Here is a 14,735-nt window from a genome sequence, read left to right as displayed (position 1 = left end):
GGTCTTCACCGGCGACACACTCTTCAACGGCGGCCCGGGAGCGACGGGACGCTCCTACAGCGACTACCCCACCATCCTGGCCTCCATCCGGGAACGGCTGCTCACCCTCCCGCCCGAGACCGTGGTCCGCACCGGCCACGGCGATAACACCACCATTAGTGCCGAACGGGAAACGCTGGCTAAGGTGTCCCAGTAGAACAGGATCCCCCAACGGCGCGACCCCTACCAGGCGCGACCCCTACCGCGGTGGGCCGGTCAGGGGGCTTGCGTCGTCACCGGAGCCCGTGGCTGTGTGCCAGCGCGATCGCCTCGGTGCGGGAGCCGACGTCGAGCTTCCTGAACAGGTTCCGCACGTGGAACTTGACCGTATTCTCGCTGATGCCCAGCGTTGAGGCGATGGTCCGGTTCCGGTGCCCGGCAACGAGGTGCTGGAGCACCTCGAGCTCCCGGGCGGCAAGATCCCAGCCAGCCACATCCCCGGCAGGCCGCGTCTGAAGGTCAAGGGGGAGGGTGACAAAAACGTCCGCACCCCAGCCCGGCATGACATCGATCCGCAATGATCCGGTGAGCGCCTGTACGCGGCGGTCCAGGCGGGCGATGCTCGGCGCGTCGGCTTTGAGCGCCCCCCGGCCGTCGTCGCGGACGTTGATCAGCAGGTTTTCGCCGTCGCAGTCCCACTGCGTGCGTACCCTGCTGACATCCGGTTGTTCCGTCATGGCCAGCACCAGGCCGCGGACGATGGCCCGTGCCGCGTGGGCAACTTCGCCGGGCAGGGCCCTTCCGTTGAGCGGCGGTTCGATGAATTCGATCTCGATGCCGCTGTAGCGGGTGAGCGGCCGCAGGTCCTCCCGCAGGCGTTCAAAGGCCTTGGCGACGGGCTCCTTCACCAGGTCCGTTGTGCGGTCGCTGTGGGTCCGGAGCCCGATCAAAGCCTTGGCGGTGAGGTCGGTGACGGTGGTGCGGGCTGCCGCATCGTCCAGGGAAGAGGACCGCAGGGCAGCGAGAAGGGTCTCCAGGGTGGTGGAGTGCAGATCTGTCAGTTCCGCCGTCACGCGGAGGCGTTCAGCGGATGCCGCCCGCGACTCGAGCAGGTACGACGGCGGCGCGTCCGCCACTTTCTCCCGGATCCGCCGTGCAGTCAGGCGCCACAGATACGTCACCAGGTCCAGCCCCGCGCTGGGTCCCGGCTCGGCGGGGGGATCGGTCAGGACGAGAAGGGCATTGCTGGAGGCATGTTTCAGGGCGAGCACGGGGCGGGTTTGTCCCGCGAGCTCGGCTTCCCCAAACCAGGGCCCCTCATCCTTAAGGGTGGCCCGAAGTGTGTCCAGCTCGGTGATGGAGACCCGGGAAATGATGTCCTCATCGCCTGCCTTCTTCTGCGGCCGGCCCGTGCAATCTTCCGTGAAGATCACCAGGGCGCTGCCGCCCATGTAAGGGAGTGTGGCTTCGCGCAGGCGCTCAGCTATTTGGGAGAGGGGGGCATCGGCCAAGGCCGCCACGCTCTGTAATAGCGGCCACGGCAGGTCTGGAAGAGGCATGGTGAATTCCTTCACGGGCTGATGGGCGACGGTGCTCATCAGGACAGCCTACCCGGGCCGAAACGTCCGGCCAACCCAAAAGGGTAGTAAGAACCGTCAGAAAACAGTGTTACCCCTGCCCATTTGGTTCGCGATCATGGATATCAACCAGAAAGCATCCGTCCGGCCCCTCCATGCCGACCAGATCCAAAAAGGACAAACCATGAACCCGACAACAAATGTGACGCTCCCCGGCGCTGCAAATTCGACAACACTCGACTGGACCCCCGCAGACGACCGTGCGGTCGACACCGCCCGTGTATTGGCTGCAGACGCTGTGGAGAAGGTTGGCAACGGCCACCCCGGTACGGCCATGAGCCTGGCCCCGGCCGCGTACCTTCTCTTCCAGAAGCTCATGCGCCACGACCCCCGCGACCCGGACTGGCTGGGACGTGACCGCTTCATCCTCTCACCCGGCCACTCGTCGCTGACCCTGTACATCCAGCTTTTCCTGTCCGGTTACGGCCTGGAACTGGACGACCTCAAGGCGCTGCGCACCTGGGATTCCCTGACGCCGGGCCACCCCGAGTACAAGCACACCGCGGGCGTGGAGATCACCACCGGTCCGCTGGGCCAGGGCCTGGCCTCCTCGGTGGGCTTCGCCTACTCACAGCGCCGGATGCGCGGCCTCTTCGACGCCGACGCGGCCGAGGGCACGTCCCCGTTCGACCACACCATCTGGGTCATCGCCTCCGATGGCGACATCCAGGAAGGCGTCACCTCCGAGGCTTCCTCGCTGGCCGGCCACCAGGAACTGGGTAACCTCGTGGTGGTCTACGACGAGAACCACATCTCCATCGAGGACGACACCGACATCTCCTTCACCGAGGATGTCCTGAAGCGCTACGAGGCCTACGGCTGGCACACCCAGCGCGTGGACTGGACCGAGACGGGCGAATACGTCGAAGACGTGCAGGAGCTCTACTCCGCACTGCTCGCGGCGAAGGCCGAGACGTCGAAGCCGTCCATCATCTCGCTGCGGACCATCATCGGCTACCCGGCGCCGAAGAAGCAGAACACCGGCAAAATCCACGGTTCAGCCCTGGGCGCAGAGGAAGTGGCCGGCCTGAAGTCCGTGCTGGGCTTTGATCCGGCGCAGTCCTTCGAGGTGGACCAGGACGTCCTGGCCCACGCCCGCGCCGTAGTTGACCGCGGTGCCGCCGCCCGCAAGGAATGGGATTCCTCCTTCGAGGCATGGCAGCAGGCCAACCCGGAGGGCGCTGCCCTGTTGGAGCGGATCGAAGCCAAGCAGCTTCCTGCCGGAATCGACGCCGCCCTGCCGGTCTTCGAAGCCGGCAAGGACGTCTCCACCCGCGCCGCCTCGGGCAAGGTCCTGAACGCACTGGGCCCGGTCATGCCCGAACTGTGGGGCGGCTCGGCCGACCTGGCCGAGTCCAACAACACCACCATCGAGGGCTCGGCGTCGTTCATCCCGGTCTCCCGTTCCACCGACGCGTGGAAGGGCAACCCGTACGGCCGCGTCCTGCACTTCGGTATCCGCGAGCACGCCGCGGCGTCGATCGTGAACGGCATCTCGCTGCACGGCCGGACCCGCGCCTTCTCCGGCACGTTCCTGATCTTCTCCGACTACCAGCGCCCGGCCATCCGCCTCTCCGCCCTGATGGGTGTCCCATCCATCTACGTCTGGTCCCACGACTCCATCGGCCTGGGCGAAGACGGCCCCACCCACCAGCCGGTAGAGCAGCTCTCCACCCTGCGCGCCATCGTGGGCCTGGACGTTGTCCGTCCCGGCGACGCAAACGAGGTGGGCATCGCGTGGAAGACGATGCTGGAGAACCACTCCAACCCGGCCGGCATCGTCCTGACCCGCCAGAACGTCCCCACTTTCGCCCGGGGCAATGGTTCGGCACAGGGTGACACCTTTGCTTCCCCGGCAGGCGTGGCCAAGGGCGGCTACGTTCTGGCCGAAGCGTCCAAGGCCGGTGCCACTGTTCCGGCCGATGTGCTGCTGATCGCCACCGGCTCCGAGGTGCAGTTGGCCGTCCAGGCCCGCGAAGCCCTGCAGGCCGAGGGCATCGCCGCCCGCGTGGTTTCCATGCCGTGCGTCGAGTGGTTCAACAAGCAGGACGCGGCCTACCGCGAGTCCGTCCTGCCCGCCGCCGTCAAGGCCCGCGTCTCCGTCGAAGCCGGCCTGGCCCTGGGCTGGAAGGAATTCGTTGGCGACGCCGGCCGTTCCATCTCGCTCGAGCACTACGGTGCCTCGGCAGACTACAAGCGTCTGTTCCAGGAGTTCGGCATCACAGCGGAGGCCGTCGCCGCCGCAGCCAGGGACTCCCTGGCCGCTGCCCGCAACTGACCAATACCAGCACTGCGGCCGGCGCCGCGGGACGGCCTCATGGGGACGTCCCGCGGCGCGGCCGCGAACTGTCAGCAGCTCACAATCATTGAAGGAAGAAGCCATGACCAACGCAACCCCCACCGCCCAGCTATCAGACGCCGGCGTGTCCATCTGGCTCGACGACCTCTCGCGCGAGCGTCTCGCCAGCGGCAGCCTGCAGAAGCTCATTAACGAAAAGAACGTGGTGGGCGTGACCACCAACCCGTCCATCTTCCAGGCGGCCATCACCTCCGGATCGGACTACGACGCAAAGATCGCCGAACTTGCCGCGCAGGGTGCAGGCGTCGAGGAGACCATCTTCGAGATCACCACCACCGACGTCGCTGACGCCTGCGACCTGTTCGCGCCGATCGCCGCCGCCACCAACGGCGTTGACGGCCGTGTGTCCATTGAAGTTGATCCCCGGCTGGCCTGGGACACGGCCGGCACCATCGCCGAGGCCAAGAACCTCTACAAAAAGGTGGACAAGGACAACGTCCTCATCAAGATCCCCGCAACGCTCGAAGGCCTCGAGGCCATCACGGCAACCCTGGGCGAAGGCATCAGCGTCAACGTGACCCTGATCTTCTCCCTTGACCGCTACCGCGCCGTCATCAACGCCTTCCAGTCCGGCCTGGAACTGGCCAGGGAAAACGGCCACGACCTGTCCACGATCCACTCGGTGGCCTCGTTCTTCATCTCCCGTGTGGACTCCGAGATCGACAAGCGCCTCGACGCCCTCGGCACCGACGAAGCCAAGGCACTCAAGGGCAAGGCTGGCGTAGCCAACGCCCGCCTGGCCTACCAGGTCTATGAGCAGCTCTTCTCGACCGACCGGTGGGAGGTCCTGGCCGAGGCCGGCGCACGTCCGCAGCGTCCCCTGTGGGCGTCCACCGGCGTGAAGGACCCGGCCTACCCCGACACCCTGTACGTGACCGGACTGGTTGCTGCCGACGTCGTCAACACCATGCCGGAGAAGACCCTGGACGCCACATTCGACCACGGTGTGGTCACCGGGGACACCATCACCGGTGAATACGCGCGGTCCAAGGCCGTGCTGTACGCACTGGACGCGCTGGGCGTCTCCTATAACGAGGTGGTTGCCCTCCTCGAATCCGAGGGCCTGGACAAGTTCGTAGCCAGCTGGAAGGAACTGCTGGCCGACGTCGAAGGCGCCCTCGCCACGGCCCGGAAGGCATCCTGACCCGAGCCCTGACTGCTATCGAAAGGCAGACATCATGTCCGCATCACCCCTGAACTGCTGCATTAACCCCAGCATCCTCTCGGCCGACTTCGCCAACCTCGAGGCCGAGCTCGCCCGCATCAGCAACGCCGATGCCGTGCACGTGGATGTTATGGACAACCACTTTGTGCCAAATCTGACCATCGGCCTGCCCGTAGTGGAACGGCTGCAGAAGGTCAGCCCCGTCCCCTTGGACGCCCACCTGATGATTGCCAATGTGGACCGCTGGGCGCCGCAGTATGCCGACGCCGGCCTGAGCTCGGTGACGTTCCACGTGGAGGCATCAGATGCCCCCATCAAACTCGCCCGCGAACTCCGTGCCCGCGGGGCAAAGGCGGGCATGGCGCTCCGGCCGGCCACCCCGGTGGAACCATACCTGGACATGCTTTCCGAACTGGACATGCTGCTGATCATGACGGTGGAGCCGGGCTTTGGCGGCCAGGCATTCCTGGACGTTATGCTGCCGAAGATCCGCCGTGCCCGCGCTGCGGTTGACGGTTCAGGGGTGAACGTGGCCATCCAGGTGGACGGCGGCATCACTGAGGAAACCATCACCCGTGCAGCTGAAGCCGGTGCCAACGTCTTCGTGGCCGGATCGGCCGTATACGGCAAGCCCTCTCCTGAGGATGCCATCGAGTCACTGCGCACGAACGGGCAGCTCGCCTTCGGCCCGCGCGGTCTTCACCTCAATAACACCGCACCCCAACCAGCCTGAAGGACCACACATGCGCGTTCACATTGCAACCGACCACGCCGGGATGGAGCTTAGCTCCCACCTCATTACTGCCCTCTCTGCCAGCGGCTACGAGATGGTGGACCACGGGCCGGCGGTCTACGATGCCGAGGATGACTACCCGTCGTTCTGCATCAACGCCGCGGCCGCCGTCGCGGCTGACCAGGCCGAAGGGGTGGACGCCCTTGGGATCGTTCTGGGCGGCTCGGGCAACGGTGAGCAGATCGCCGCGAACAAGGTCAAGGGCGTCCGCGCCGCCCTGGCCTGGAACCTCGACACGGCGAAACTTGCCCGCGAACACAACAACGCCAATGTAGTGGCAGTGGGCGGGCGGCAGCACACCGTTGAGGAGGCTACGGAACTGATCAAAGCGTTCCTGTCGGAGCCCTTCAGCAAGGCCGAGCGCCACGAGCGGCGTATTGGCAAGATCGCCATTTACGAAACCACCGGCGAGCTGGCCGAGTAAAACCCCGGCCACGTCAGAGCCCCGTCCCGTGTGGCGGGGCTCTGACGTGGCCGCCTTCTTTTAACCGAAACTCAGCATAGGAGTCAGCATGCCCATTGCAACCCCAGAGATCTACTCCGAGATGATTGACCGTGCCAAGGCCGGTGGCTATGCGTTCCCGGCCGTCAATGTCACGTCCTCGCAGACGCTGAACGCCGCACTGCGCGGCTTCGCCGAGGCTGAGTCCGATGGCATTGTCCAGGTGTCCACCGGTGGTGCGGCGTACTGGTCCGGTGCTGCGACGAAGGACATGGTGGCCGGTTCGCTTGGTTTCGCCGCGTTCGCCCGTGAAGTGGCAAAGAACTACAACGTCAACATTGCGCTGCATACGGACCACTGCCCGAAGGACAAGCTGGACGGGTTTGTCCTGCCGCTCCTCGCAGCGTCCGAAGCCGAGGTCAAGGCCGGCCGCAACCCCATCTTCAACTCGCACATGTGGGACGGTTCGCACGAGCCCCTGAACGAAAACCTGAGCACCGCCCGCGAACTGCTGGAGCGCACCGCAGCCGCAAAAATGATCCTCGAAGTTGAAATCGGCATCGTCGGCGGCGAGGAAGACGGTGTCGAAAACGCCATCAACGACAAGCTGTACACCACAGTCGAGGACGCCCTGGCCACCATTGAGGCCCTCGGCGCGGGCGAGAACGGCCGCTACATCACGGCCCTGACCTTCGGTAACGTGCACGGCGTGTACAAGCCCGGCGGTGTGAAGCTGCGCCCGGAGATCCTCAAGGACATCCAGGCCCAGGTGGGCGCGAAGCTGGGCAAGGACAGCCCGTTTGATCTGGTGTTCCACGGCGGTTCGGGCTCCTCGGACCAGGAGATCGCCGACGCCGTCTCGTACGGTGTGATCAAGATGAACATCGACACCGACACCCAGTACGCTTACACGCGTCCGGTGGTGGACCACATGTTCCGTAACTACGACGGTGTGCTGAAGGTCGACGGCGAAGTGGGCAACAAGAAGCTTTACGATCCGCGCGTCTGGGGCGCCTCCGCCGAAGCCGGCCTCTCGGCCCGCATCGTCGAGGCAACGAAGCAGCTCGGTTCCGCCGGAAAGACGTTCTAAACATGTCCGACGAGTTCCGCAAAAGGAGCGTTCGATGAGCGACAAACTGCGTTGGGGCGTCCTGGGTACAGCCCGGATCGTCCGCAAAACCATTCCGGCATTGCAGGCGACGAAAAACGGTGAGGTCGTCGCCATAGCTTCGCGGACCCAGGAGAAGGCCACTGAGTACGCCCACAAGCATGGCCTCCCCCAGGCGTTTGGCTCTTACGAGTCCCTGCTTGCTGCGCCCGACATAGATGCGGTGTACCTGGCGCTGCCAAACGCGTTGCACCTCGAATGGATCCTCAAATCCTTGGACGCAGGCAAGCACGTCCTCTGTGAAAAACCCCTGGCGATGAGCGCCGCCGAGTGCGGGGAGATTGCCCGCAAAGCCGACGAGACCGGGCTCAAAGTCCTGGAAGGCTTTATGTACCGTTTTCACCCGCGTTTCGAGAAGCTCCAAGAGCTGCTGGCGGCAAATGTCGTAGGCACACTGACCTTTGTCCACGTGGCGCATTCTTTCGATGCGGGCGGCGACGACAACATCCGCTGGTACACCAGACTCGGCGGCGGCGCACTCTTCGATACGGGGTGCTACTGCGTCAACATGAGCCGGATGGTCACCGCGCAGGAGCCGGCTCACATCGCCGCCTTTGGCAACTACCGCGACGCCAACGACGGAGGCCGAATCGACACAAGCATGGCGGGCATTCTGCGCTTTCCCGGTGGCGCCACAGCGCTTTTTGACACCGGAGTGAATCTCGAACGCCGTAATTATTTGGAGATCACAGGCACCGAGGGCCGGCTCTACCTCGGCAATCCCCTTGGGCTCCTGGAGGAGGATTCGGTCCTGGAGGAGCATCACTTCGGGCAGGACACCATCCATCACAAGATCAAGGGCGAAAATCACTTTGTCCGGATGGGCGAACACTTCGCTGACAGCGTCCTCAACGGTAGGCCGCTCCGCTACGATCTCACGGACGCAGCAAACAACGCGCAGGTATTGGAAGCGCTCGACAGGGCAGCGCGGAAACCGGAAGCCGTCTGAACCGATGGACCGTTTTCGGCGCCTGGGAGGCTCAGCCGAACAGGACCGCTGCTTCGTCGTAGCGGTCCTGGGGGACGGTCTTCAGCTGGCCCAGGGCTTCCTGGAAGTTCACGTTCCGGATGTCCGTTCCCTTCAGGGCCACCATGGTGCCCCAGCAGCCATCCACCACGGAGTCAACGGCGGCCATGCCGAGCCGGGTAGCCAGGACGCGGTCGAAGGCTGAGGGCACGCCGCCGCGCTGGATGTGGCCGAGGATGGTGGCGCGGGTTTCGATGCCCGTGCGGGCTTCCAGTTCGGGGGCGAGTTGGTCCGCGATGCCGCCCAGGCGGGGGCGTCCGAAGGTGTCCAGGCCGCGCTCGGAGTGCGGTGATTCCATGTGGTCCGGAACGAAGCCTTCGGCCACCACTACCAGTGGTGCGCGGCCACGGGCGTGGGCTTCCTTCACCCACTGGGCGATCTGTTCGATGCTGACTTTCTGCTCCGGGATCAGGATGGCGTGGGCCCCGGCTGCCATGCCGGAGTGGAGGGCGATCCAGCCCACGTGGCGGCCCATGACCTCGGCGATCATGCACCGGTGGTGGGACTCCGCGGTGGTGCGGAGGCGGTCGATGGCTTCGGTTGCAATCTGGACTGCGGTGTCAAAGCCGAAGGTGTAGTCGGTGGCGTCGAGGTCGTTGTCAACGGTCTTGGGGACACCCACGATTTTGAGGCCGGCGTCGGTGAGGCGCTTCGCCGCTGCCAAGGTCCCTTCGCCGCCGATCGCGATGATGGCGTCGATGCCCAGGCGGTCCATGTGGGCCTTGATGACCTCGGGGCCGCCGCCGTTTTCGAAGGGGTTGGTGCGGGAGGTGCCCAGGATGGTGCCGCCCTGCTTGGCGATGCCGCGGACCATGGTGCGGGGGATGTCGATGATGTCGCCTTCAACCGCACCGCGCCAGCCGTCCAGGAAGCCGACGAACTCATGGCCGTGAACGGTGATGCCCTTAAGGACAGCGCCGCGGATGACCGCGTTCAGGCCGGGGCAGTCGCCCCCGCTGGTGAGGATTCCGATTTTCATGTTTGGCTCAAATTCTGGGAGAGGGTTTACAGGCAGAGCGCCACACTGAGGCGCCTGGAAGTGTTGTGGAGGTCAGGTGGCAGGGCGCGAACCGGTTGCAGATCCGGGGCCCGCTGCACCGGACAAGCCGGAGCCGCACGTGCCGCTTCACGGCGAGACTCCTGTGGAGGACCCTGCTCCACTGACCTGCTGACCATGCCTGGCGGCGAGGACGGCGAGATCGTGGATGAGCTGCTGCATCTCCCGGTCACGGCCCCGGACGGGCCTGACCTGGGAGAGGGGAACAGGCTTCCTGAAAGGCGGACTGGGCACGGGAGCCCGGTCTTCCGGCGGCGGCGTGGGAGTCCGTTCTTTTCCCGCAGAGGGGTCAATGAAAAGCATTGAGTCTCCTTCAGCTAGGCCGATTTCAACGCGGCAAGCACTGACATGGCCTCCTGAACCACATCCCTCGCGGGGAACGACTGCCGGTTGACGCCTGCCATTTCCTCCATGACCCGGACAACCTGGCAGCTGTAGCCGAACTCGTTGTCGTACCAGACGTACAGGACAAGGTTCTTGCCGTTGGAGATAGTGGCAAGGCCGTCCACGATGCCCGCATGGCGGGAACCAACAAAGTCCGTGGACACAACCTCTGGCGAATCGATGTAATCGATCTGTTTGCGCAGGTCCGAATGCAGGGACATGTCGCGGAGGAAGCCGTTGACCTCATCCTTGGTGGTGCCGTTTTCCAGGCTCAGGTTCAGGATGGCCAGCGACACGTCCGGGGTGGGGACGCGGATGGAGCTTCCCGACAGCTTGCCCTGAAGTTCCGGGAGCGCCTTCGCTACCGCCGTGGCGGCACCGGTTTCGGTGATGACCATGTTCAGCGCGGCGGAACGGCCGCGGCGGTCGCCCTTGTGGAAGTTATCGATCAGGTTCTGGTCGTTGGTGAAGGAGTGGACGGTTTCGACGTGGCCGTGGATCACGCCGAACCTGTCGTTGATGGCCTTCAGGACCGGGGTGATGGCGTTGGTGGTGCAGGACGCCGCGGACACGATCTGGTCCGAGTCCAGGATGGTGCCGTGGTTGATGCCGTGCACGATGTTCTTCAGTGCGCCCTTGCCCGGAGCCGTGAGGAGCACGCGTGCCACGCCCTTGCTCTGCAGGTGCTGGGACAGGCCTTCGGCGTCGCGCCAGCGGCCGGTGTTGTCCACCACCAGCGCGTTCTTGATGCCGTAGGCGGTGTAGTCGATGGTGGCGGGGTTGTCCGAGTAGATGACCTGGACCTGCACGCCGTTGGCGGTGATGGTGTTGGCTTCCTCGTCAACGCGGATGGTGCCCTCGAACGGGCCGTGGACCGAGTCGCGGCGCAGCAGGCTGGCGCGCTTGGTGAGGTCCTTGTCCGATCCGCGGCGGACCACGATGGCGCGCAGGCGCAGGCCGTGGCCGCCACCTGTTTTTTCGATGAGGAGGCGCGCCAGCAGGCGGCCGATGCGGCCAAAGCCGTAGAGCACCACGTCCGTGCTGGTGCGGTCATCAGCGCCACGCTTGCCAACGACGTCGGCGAGTTCGGTGCGGAGGAACTCCTCCAGAGTTGCCCCGCAGCCTTCTTCCTTGAACTTCTGGTTGAGGCGGGCGATGTCGATCGCTGCCGCACCCAACTCCAGGCCGGCGAGGGTGTTCAGCAGCGGCGCGGTCTCCTCCAGAAGCAACTCGTCTTTGCTGACCCGGCGCGCAAACCGGTGCGCCTTGAGGATGTTCATGGTGGACTTGTTGACCAGGCTGCGCCCGTGGATGCTGGTCACCACGTTGTTTTCGCGGTAGAGCCGGCCGATCACCGGAATCATCGCCTCAGCGAGGGCCTCCCGGCCCATCCACGTCACAAGGGAAGAATCTGAAGGTTGTAGCATGGGGCGTCCTTTCGCGGTGGGCGGATCTGTTGGAGCTTGGCTTAGCCTCCATCGTCCTGTCATTTGCGGATAGGTGAAACGCCATTTCGGGATGGTTTTAACTACCCCAACGGGTAGTCTGAGCGGCGCGCCGTGGCGGCGCGGAGTCGCTTCCCCACCCGAACGGGCTGGGCTACAGTGCCTCTAACTGGTCATCCGCCAGCCCGCCGGCGACGTTGCCGGCGAGTAGAAACAGAAAGGCAAAACCCATGAGCGTAACTTTCCAGCCCGCCGAACTCTTCGCCAGCGACCTCGACGAAGCCCCGCTCGGCCCGCCGTTGGCCGAGGTACTCGGCGACGAGATACCCACACGGATTGCCATTCCCTTCACCAGCGAGGATTCCCGCATCCTCTCGGGAGTCTGGGAAGCCGACCCGGGCCTATCCCGGTGGGAGTTCCTCGAGCGCGGTGAAGCGATTCATGTCCTGGAAGGCCGCATGGTGGTCACCCGGGATGGTGAAGAACCGATCACGCTGGAAGCCGGAACCGCCGCCATCTTCCCGATCGGGTGGCAGGGAACGTGGGAGATCCAGGAGCGGATCAGGAAATTCTTTGTTATTTTCGCTGCCTGACAGCGGGACGGCCGGCCTGTCAGGCCCGGGTACTGCCCGGGCCTGACAGGGCCGATCTGCGGCTATCGGATATAACGCGCTGCCACAGCCATGGCGTTGAGGGCGCCGAAGGATGCTGACGTCAAACGCCTACCGGCAGGCTCCGCCGGCCAGGCATGCCGCTGCGCTGCCCACCGGGCCTACTGTGCTGAGTCCGCGGGGAAGCAGTCCAAAGTTGTCGCATGAGCCGCCCGCAGAGCTTCCTTGACGGGAAGCGCGCGGTGTTCGTCGGAGAGGATCTCCACGCCCCAGGGGCCGTTGAAGCCCAGGGATTTCAGGGCCCGGATGAACCCGGTGACATCCTGGTCGCCCTGCCCGCACAGGCGGCGGTTGTCCCGCGTGTCCTCGAAAAGGGTGCCCTGGATGTCCGCCGCCGCGTCGTTGAGTTCGACGCCGAAAATCTGGTCTGCGCCGAGTCTGGCCGACAGTTCGTCCAGCGTTGTTCCTGCGCGGAAGACGTGCCAGTAGTCCACCACCAGCCCGCACCCGGGCACATCCACCTTTCGCATGAGGTCGGCGGCCGCCGGCACGCTTCCCACCATCGAAAACGGCATCGGTTCGAGCGCAATGCGTGTACCCCGCTGCGCGGCCTCGGCGGTCAGCCGCCGGAGGGGTTTCACCAGGAAGTCGAGGTCAGCCAAGGGGTGGCCGATGGTGGTACCCACCTTGATGAACCGCGCACCGAGCGCCTCTGCAGCTTCAAGGAGGAGGTCGAACTGCGGCTGCCACCGTGGGGCGAGACTCTCGTCCCACCAGTCCGTGAGGAGCTCGACTTCCACGTAGCGGAGGCCGGCGTCGTCGATAAGGCTGCGTAAGGCCGGAAAACCCAGGCTCGCGCGTGCGGCGGCGAGGTCATCGTGCGCGAGTCCGAGGCCTGACCATCCGGTGGCAGCGATGGCTTCGATGCGATCGGCAATGGGCACGGGGCTGGTCTCAGGCGTTTGCAGCGGCGCCACGCTGCCGGCGCTGGTCCAGCATGAGGCGACAAGTTCGGGGGCAGTGGTGGTCATTGTTCTCCTTTGAAGCACGACAGGCCCGCCCACTAAGAAATGAAGGCGTACAAACATGAAATCACACATCGTTGGAACGGTCTATTGACATCTGCAGAGCCCGCATTCTAGAGTTGGACCGTTCCACAAAGCGATGTGGATCACAGCCGTTCTAGATCAACGACCTCCGTTTTCGCCCCACGCATTTCGTGGTCCGAAGCGTTCCTGACGGTCGAAATTGTGCGAATCGAAGGAGATTTCACGTGGCAAAATTCAGCTGGCACCGGGGCGCTATTGCCCTCGCTATCGTTCCGCTTCTGACGCTGGCGGCATGCTCAAGCAGTGGAGGCAAGACCGAAACTGCAACGTCCGGAGAAGGCGGACAGGTTTCCGATACCGCCCGGATCAAGGTCGCCATGATCACCCATGCCGCTGCCGGCGACACGTTTTGGGACATCGTGCGAAAGGGCGCCGAGACTGCCGCGAAGAAGGACAACGTTGAACTTCTGTACAGCGGCGACGCGGAGGGCGGCCGCCAGGCGCAGCTGGTGCAGCAGGCCATCGACCAGAAGGTGGACGGCATCGTCCTCACGCTTGCCAAGCCCGAAGCGCTCAAGGACGTGGTGAAAGAGGCAACTGACGCCGGCATTCCGGTGGTCAGCTTCAACGCCGGCGAAGATCAGTCCAAAGCCCTGGGTGCCTTTACCCACTTTGGCCAGAGCGACAAGCTGGCCGGCGTCACCGTCGGACAGCGCCTCGCCTCCGAGGGGGTCAAGCACCCGATCTGCGTCATTCAGGAGCAGGGCCACGTGGGCCTCGAGAACCGCTGCGCCGGAGTCAAGGAGAACGTCCCCGGCACGGAGATCCTCAACGTCAACGGCGCCGATATGACATCCGTGTCCTCCACCGTCAGCGCGAAGCTCCAGTCCACCCCGGACGCCGACGCCATCATCGGACTCGGGGCCCCTTTCACTTTGACGATTGTCAAGGCCGTCAAGGAGACGGGAAGCAAGGTCAAGGTCGCATCCTTTGACCTGAACGGTGAGCTCGCCAAGGCCATCGAAGACGGAAGCATCGCATTCACCGTGGACCAGCAGCCATACCTGCAGGGCTACGGCAGCGTCGACGCCATCTGGCTGGGCAAGGTGGGCGGCTTCAAGGTGGGCGGCGGCCAGCAGGTCTACACCGGCCCCGCCGTCATCGACAAGAGCAACGCGGCGGATGTCCTGAAGTTCGCCGAACAGGGTATCCGCTAACAGCCCGCTGGCCGGGCCGGTCACGGCCGGCCCGGCAGCAAGGAGAGTTAACATGACCATCACCCAGACAAAGACAACCACAACGTCGGCGGTGGCCGATGAGCGCGTGGCCAGGCGCAGCCCGTTCCAGAAGCTCCTCGGCCGGCCCGAGGTCGGTGCCCTCGTGGGCGCCATCGTCCTCTTCATCTTCTTCGCGTTGGTGTCTTCAACGTTTACCCAACCCAACGCTTTGGCGACCATTCTCTACGGCAGTTCCACGATCGGGATCATGGCGGTGGGGGTGTCGCTGCTGATGATCGGCGGCGAATTTGACCTCTCCACCGGCGTCGCGGTGATCTCCTCGGCCCTGACCGCGTCGATGTTCAGCTGGTACTTCAGCACCAATGTCTGGGTGGGGGTGGG

The 14,735-nt window shown here is 64.7% G+C and carries 14 protein-coding genes and 1 pseudogene; 10 read left to right on the top strand and 5 right to left on the bottom strand.

Annotated elements, in window-relative coordinates; genetic code table 11:
- Positions 1-196: MBL fold metallo-hydrolase (locus tag IAQ70_RS22290; protein ID WP_190992137.1), on the top strand; the 196-nt coding region annotated here is incomplete at its 5' end.
- Positions 197-272: 76 nt separating this feature from the next.
- Here the strand turns inward: IAQ70_RS22290 and IAQ70_RS22285 are convergent.
- Positions 273-1,538, bottom strand: coding sequence for a helix-turn-helix transcriptional regulator (locus tag IAQ70_RS22285; protein ID WP_190992139.1), 1,266 nt, complete (start codon positions 1,536-1,538; stop codon positions 273-275).
- Between the two features lie 202 nt (positions 1,539-1,740).
- Between IAQ70_RS22285 and tkt the strand changes: the two genes are divergently transcribed.
- From tkt to IAQ70_RS22255, 6 genes are all read left to right on the top strand, one after another.
- Positions 1,741-3,894 (top strand): transketolase, encoded by a 2,154-nt coding sequence (tkt, locus tag IAQ70_RS22280; RefSeq protein WP_223860555.1) that lies wholly within the window; start codon positions 1,741-1,743, stop codon positions 3,892-3,894.
- Positions 3,895-3,997: 103 nt separating this feature from the next.
- Positions 3,998-5,119, top strand: coding sequence for a transaldolase (tal, locus tag IAQ70_RS22275; protein ID WP_190992136.1), 1,122 nt, complete (start codon positions 3,998-4,000; stop codon positions 5,117-5,119).
- 34 nt (positions 5,120-5,153) lie between these two features.
- Positions 5,154-5,873, top strand: a complete 720-nt coding sequence (gene rpe, locus IAQ70_RS22270) for a ribulose-phosphate 3-epimerase (protein WP_190992135.1) — start codon at positions 5,154-5,156, stop codon at positions 5,871-5,873.
- Positions 5,874-5,883: 10 nt separating this feature from the next.
- Entirely contained in the window at positions 5,884-6,357 is a 474-nt protein-coding gene (locus IAQ70_RS22265) for a ribose-5-phosphate isomerase (RefSeq protein WP_190992134.1), read from the top strand.
- An 88-nt stretch (positions 6,358-6,445) separates the two neighbouring features.
- Complete coding sequence (gene fbaA / locus IAQ70_RS22260) at positions 6,446-7,465, top strand: class II fructose-bisphosphate aldolase (RefSeq protein ID WP_190992133.1); 1,020 nt, start codon at positions 6,446-6,448, stop codon at positions 7,463-7,465.
- Between the two features lie 34 nt (positions 7,466-7,499).
- Positions 7,500-8,492: a Gfo/Idh/MocA family protein gene (locus IAQ70_RS22255; RefSeq protein ID WP_190992132.1), complete on the top strand. Its 993-nt coding sequence runs from the start codon at positions 7,500-7,502 to the stop codon at positions 8,490-8,492.
- 31 nt (positions 8,493-8,523) lie between these two features.
- On the opposite strand, the gene IAQ70_RS22250 is transcribed toward IAQ70_RS22255, so the two are convergent.
- From IAQ70_RS22250 to IAQ70_RS22240, 3 genes are all read right to left on the bottom strand, one after another.
- Entirely contained in the window at positions 8,524-9,549 is a 1,026-nt protein-coding gene (locus IAQ70_RS22250; RefSeq protein ID WP_190992131.1) for a 6-phosphofructokinase, read from the bottom strand.
- 147 nt (positions 9,550-9,696) lie between these two features.
- Complete coding sequence (locus IAQ70_RS22245; RefSeq protein WP_190992130.1) at positions 9,697-9,930, bottom strand: hypothetical protein; 234 nt, start codon at positions 9,928-9,930, stop codon at positions 9,697-9,699.
- A gap of 14 nt (positions 9,931-9,944) precedes the next feature.
- On the bottom strand, positions 9,945-11,438 hold the full coding sequence (locus IAQ70_RS22240; RefSeq protein ID WP_190992129.1) for a glyceraldehyde-3-phosphate dehydrogenase: 1,494 nt from the start codon (positions 11,436-11,438) through the stop codon (positions 9,945-9,947).
- Positions 11,439-11,686: 248 nt separating this feature from the next.
- Between IAQ70_RS22240 and IAQ70_RS22235 the strand changes: the two genes are divergently transcribed.
- Complete coding sequence (locus IAQ70_RS22235) at positions 11,687-12,049, top strand: cupin domain-containing protein (RefSeq protein WP_190992128.1); 363 nt, start codon at positions 11,687-11,689, stop codon at positions 12,047-12,049.
- 179 nt (positions 12,050-12,228) lie between these two features.
- Here IAQ70_RS22235 and IAQ70_RS22230 read toward each other — a convergent pair whose 3' ends face one another.
- Positions 12,229-13,098 (bottom strand): sugar phosphate isomerase/epimerase family protein, encoded by an 870-nt coding sequence (locus IAQ70_RS22230; protein WP_190992127.1) that lies wholly within the window; start codon positions 13,096-13,098, stop codon positions 12,229-12,231.
- A 242-nt stretch (positions 13,099-13,340) separates the two neighbouring features.
- Between IAQ70_RS22230 and IAQ70_RS22225 the strand changes: the two genes are divergently transcribed.
- Together IAQ70_RS22225 and IAQ70_RS22220 are read left to right on the top strand one after the other, a co-directional pair.
- Positions 13,341-14,333: a substrate-binding domain-containing protein gene (locus IAQ70_RS22225; RefSeq protein WP_190992126.1), complete on the top strand. Its 993-nt coding sequence runs from the start codon at positions 13,341-13,343 to the stop codon at positions 14,331-14,333.
- 52 nt (positions 14,334-14,385) lie between these two features.
- A pseudogene (locus IAQ70_RS22220) lies at positions 14,386-14,735 on the top strand (ABC transporter permease); the annotation flags it as partial.

The sequence above is a fragment of the Pseudarthrobacter sulfonivorans genome (assembly GCF_014712225.1).
GTDB classification, from domain to species: Bacteria; Actinomycetota; Actinomycetes; order Actinomycetales; family Micrococcaceae; genus Arthrobacter; species Arthrobacter sulfonivorans.
Note: the sequence above shows the minus strand (reverse complement) of the source record. Positions and strands in the feature narration are given on the sequence as shown.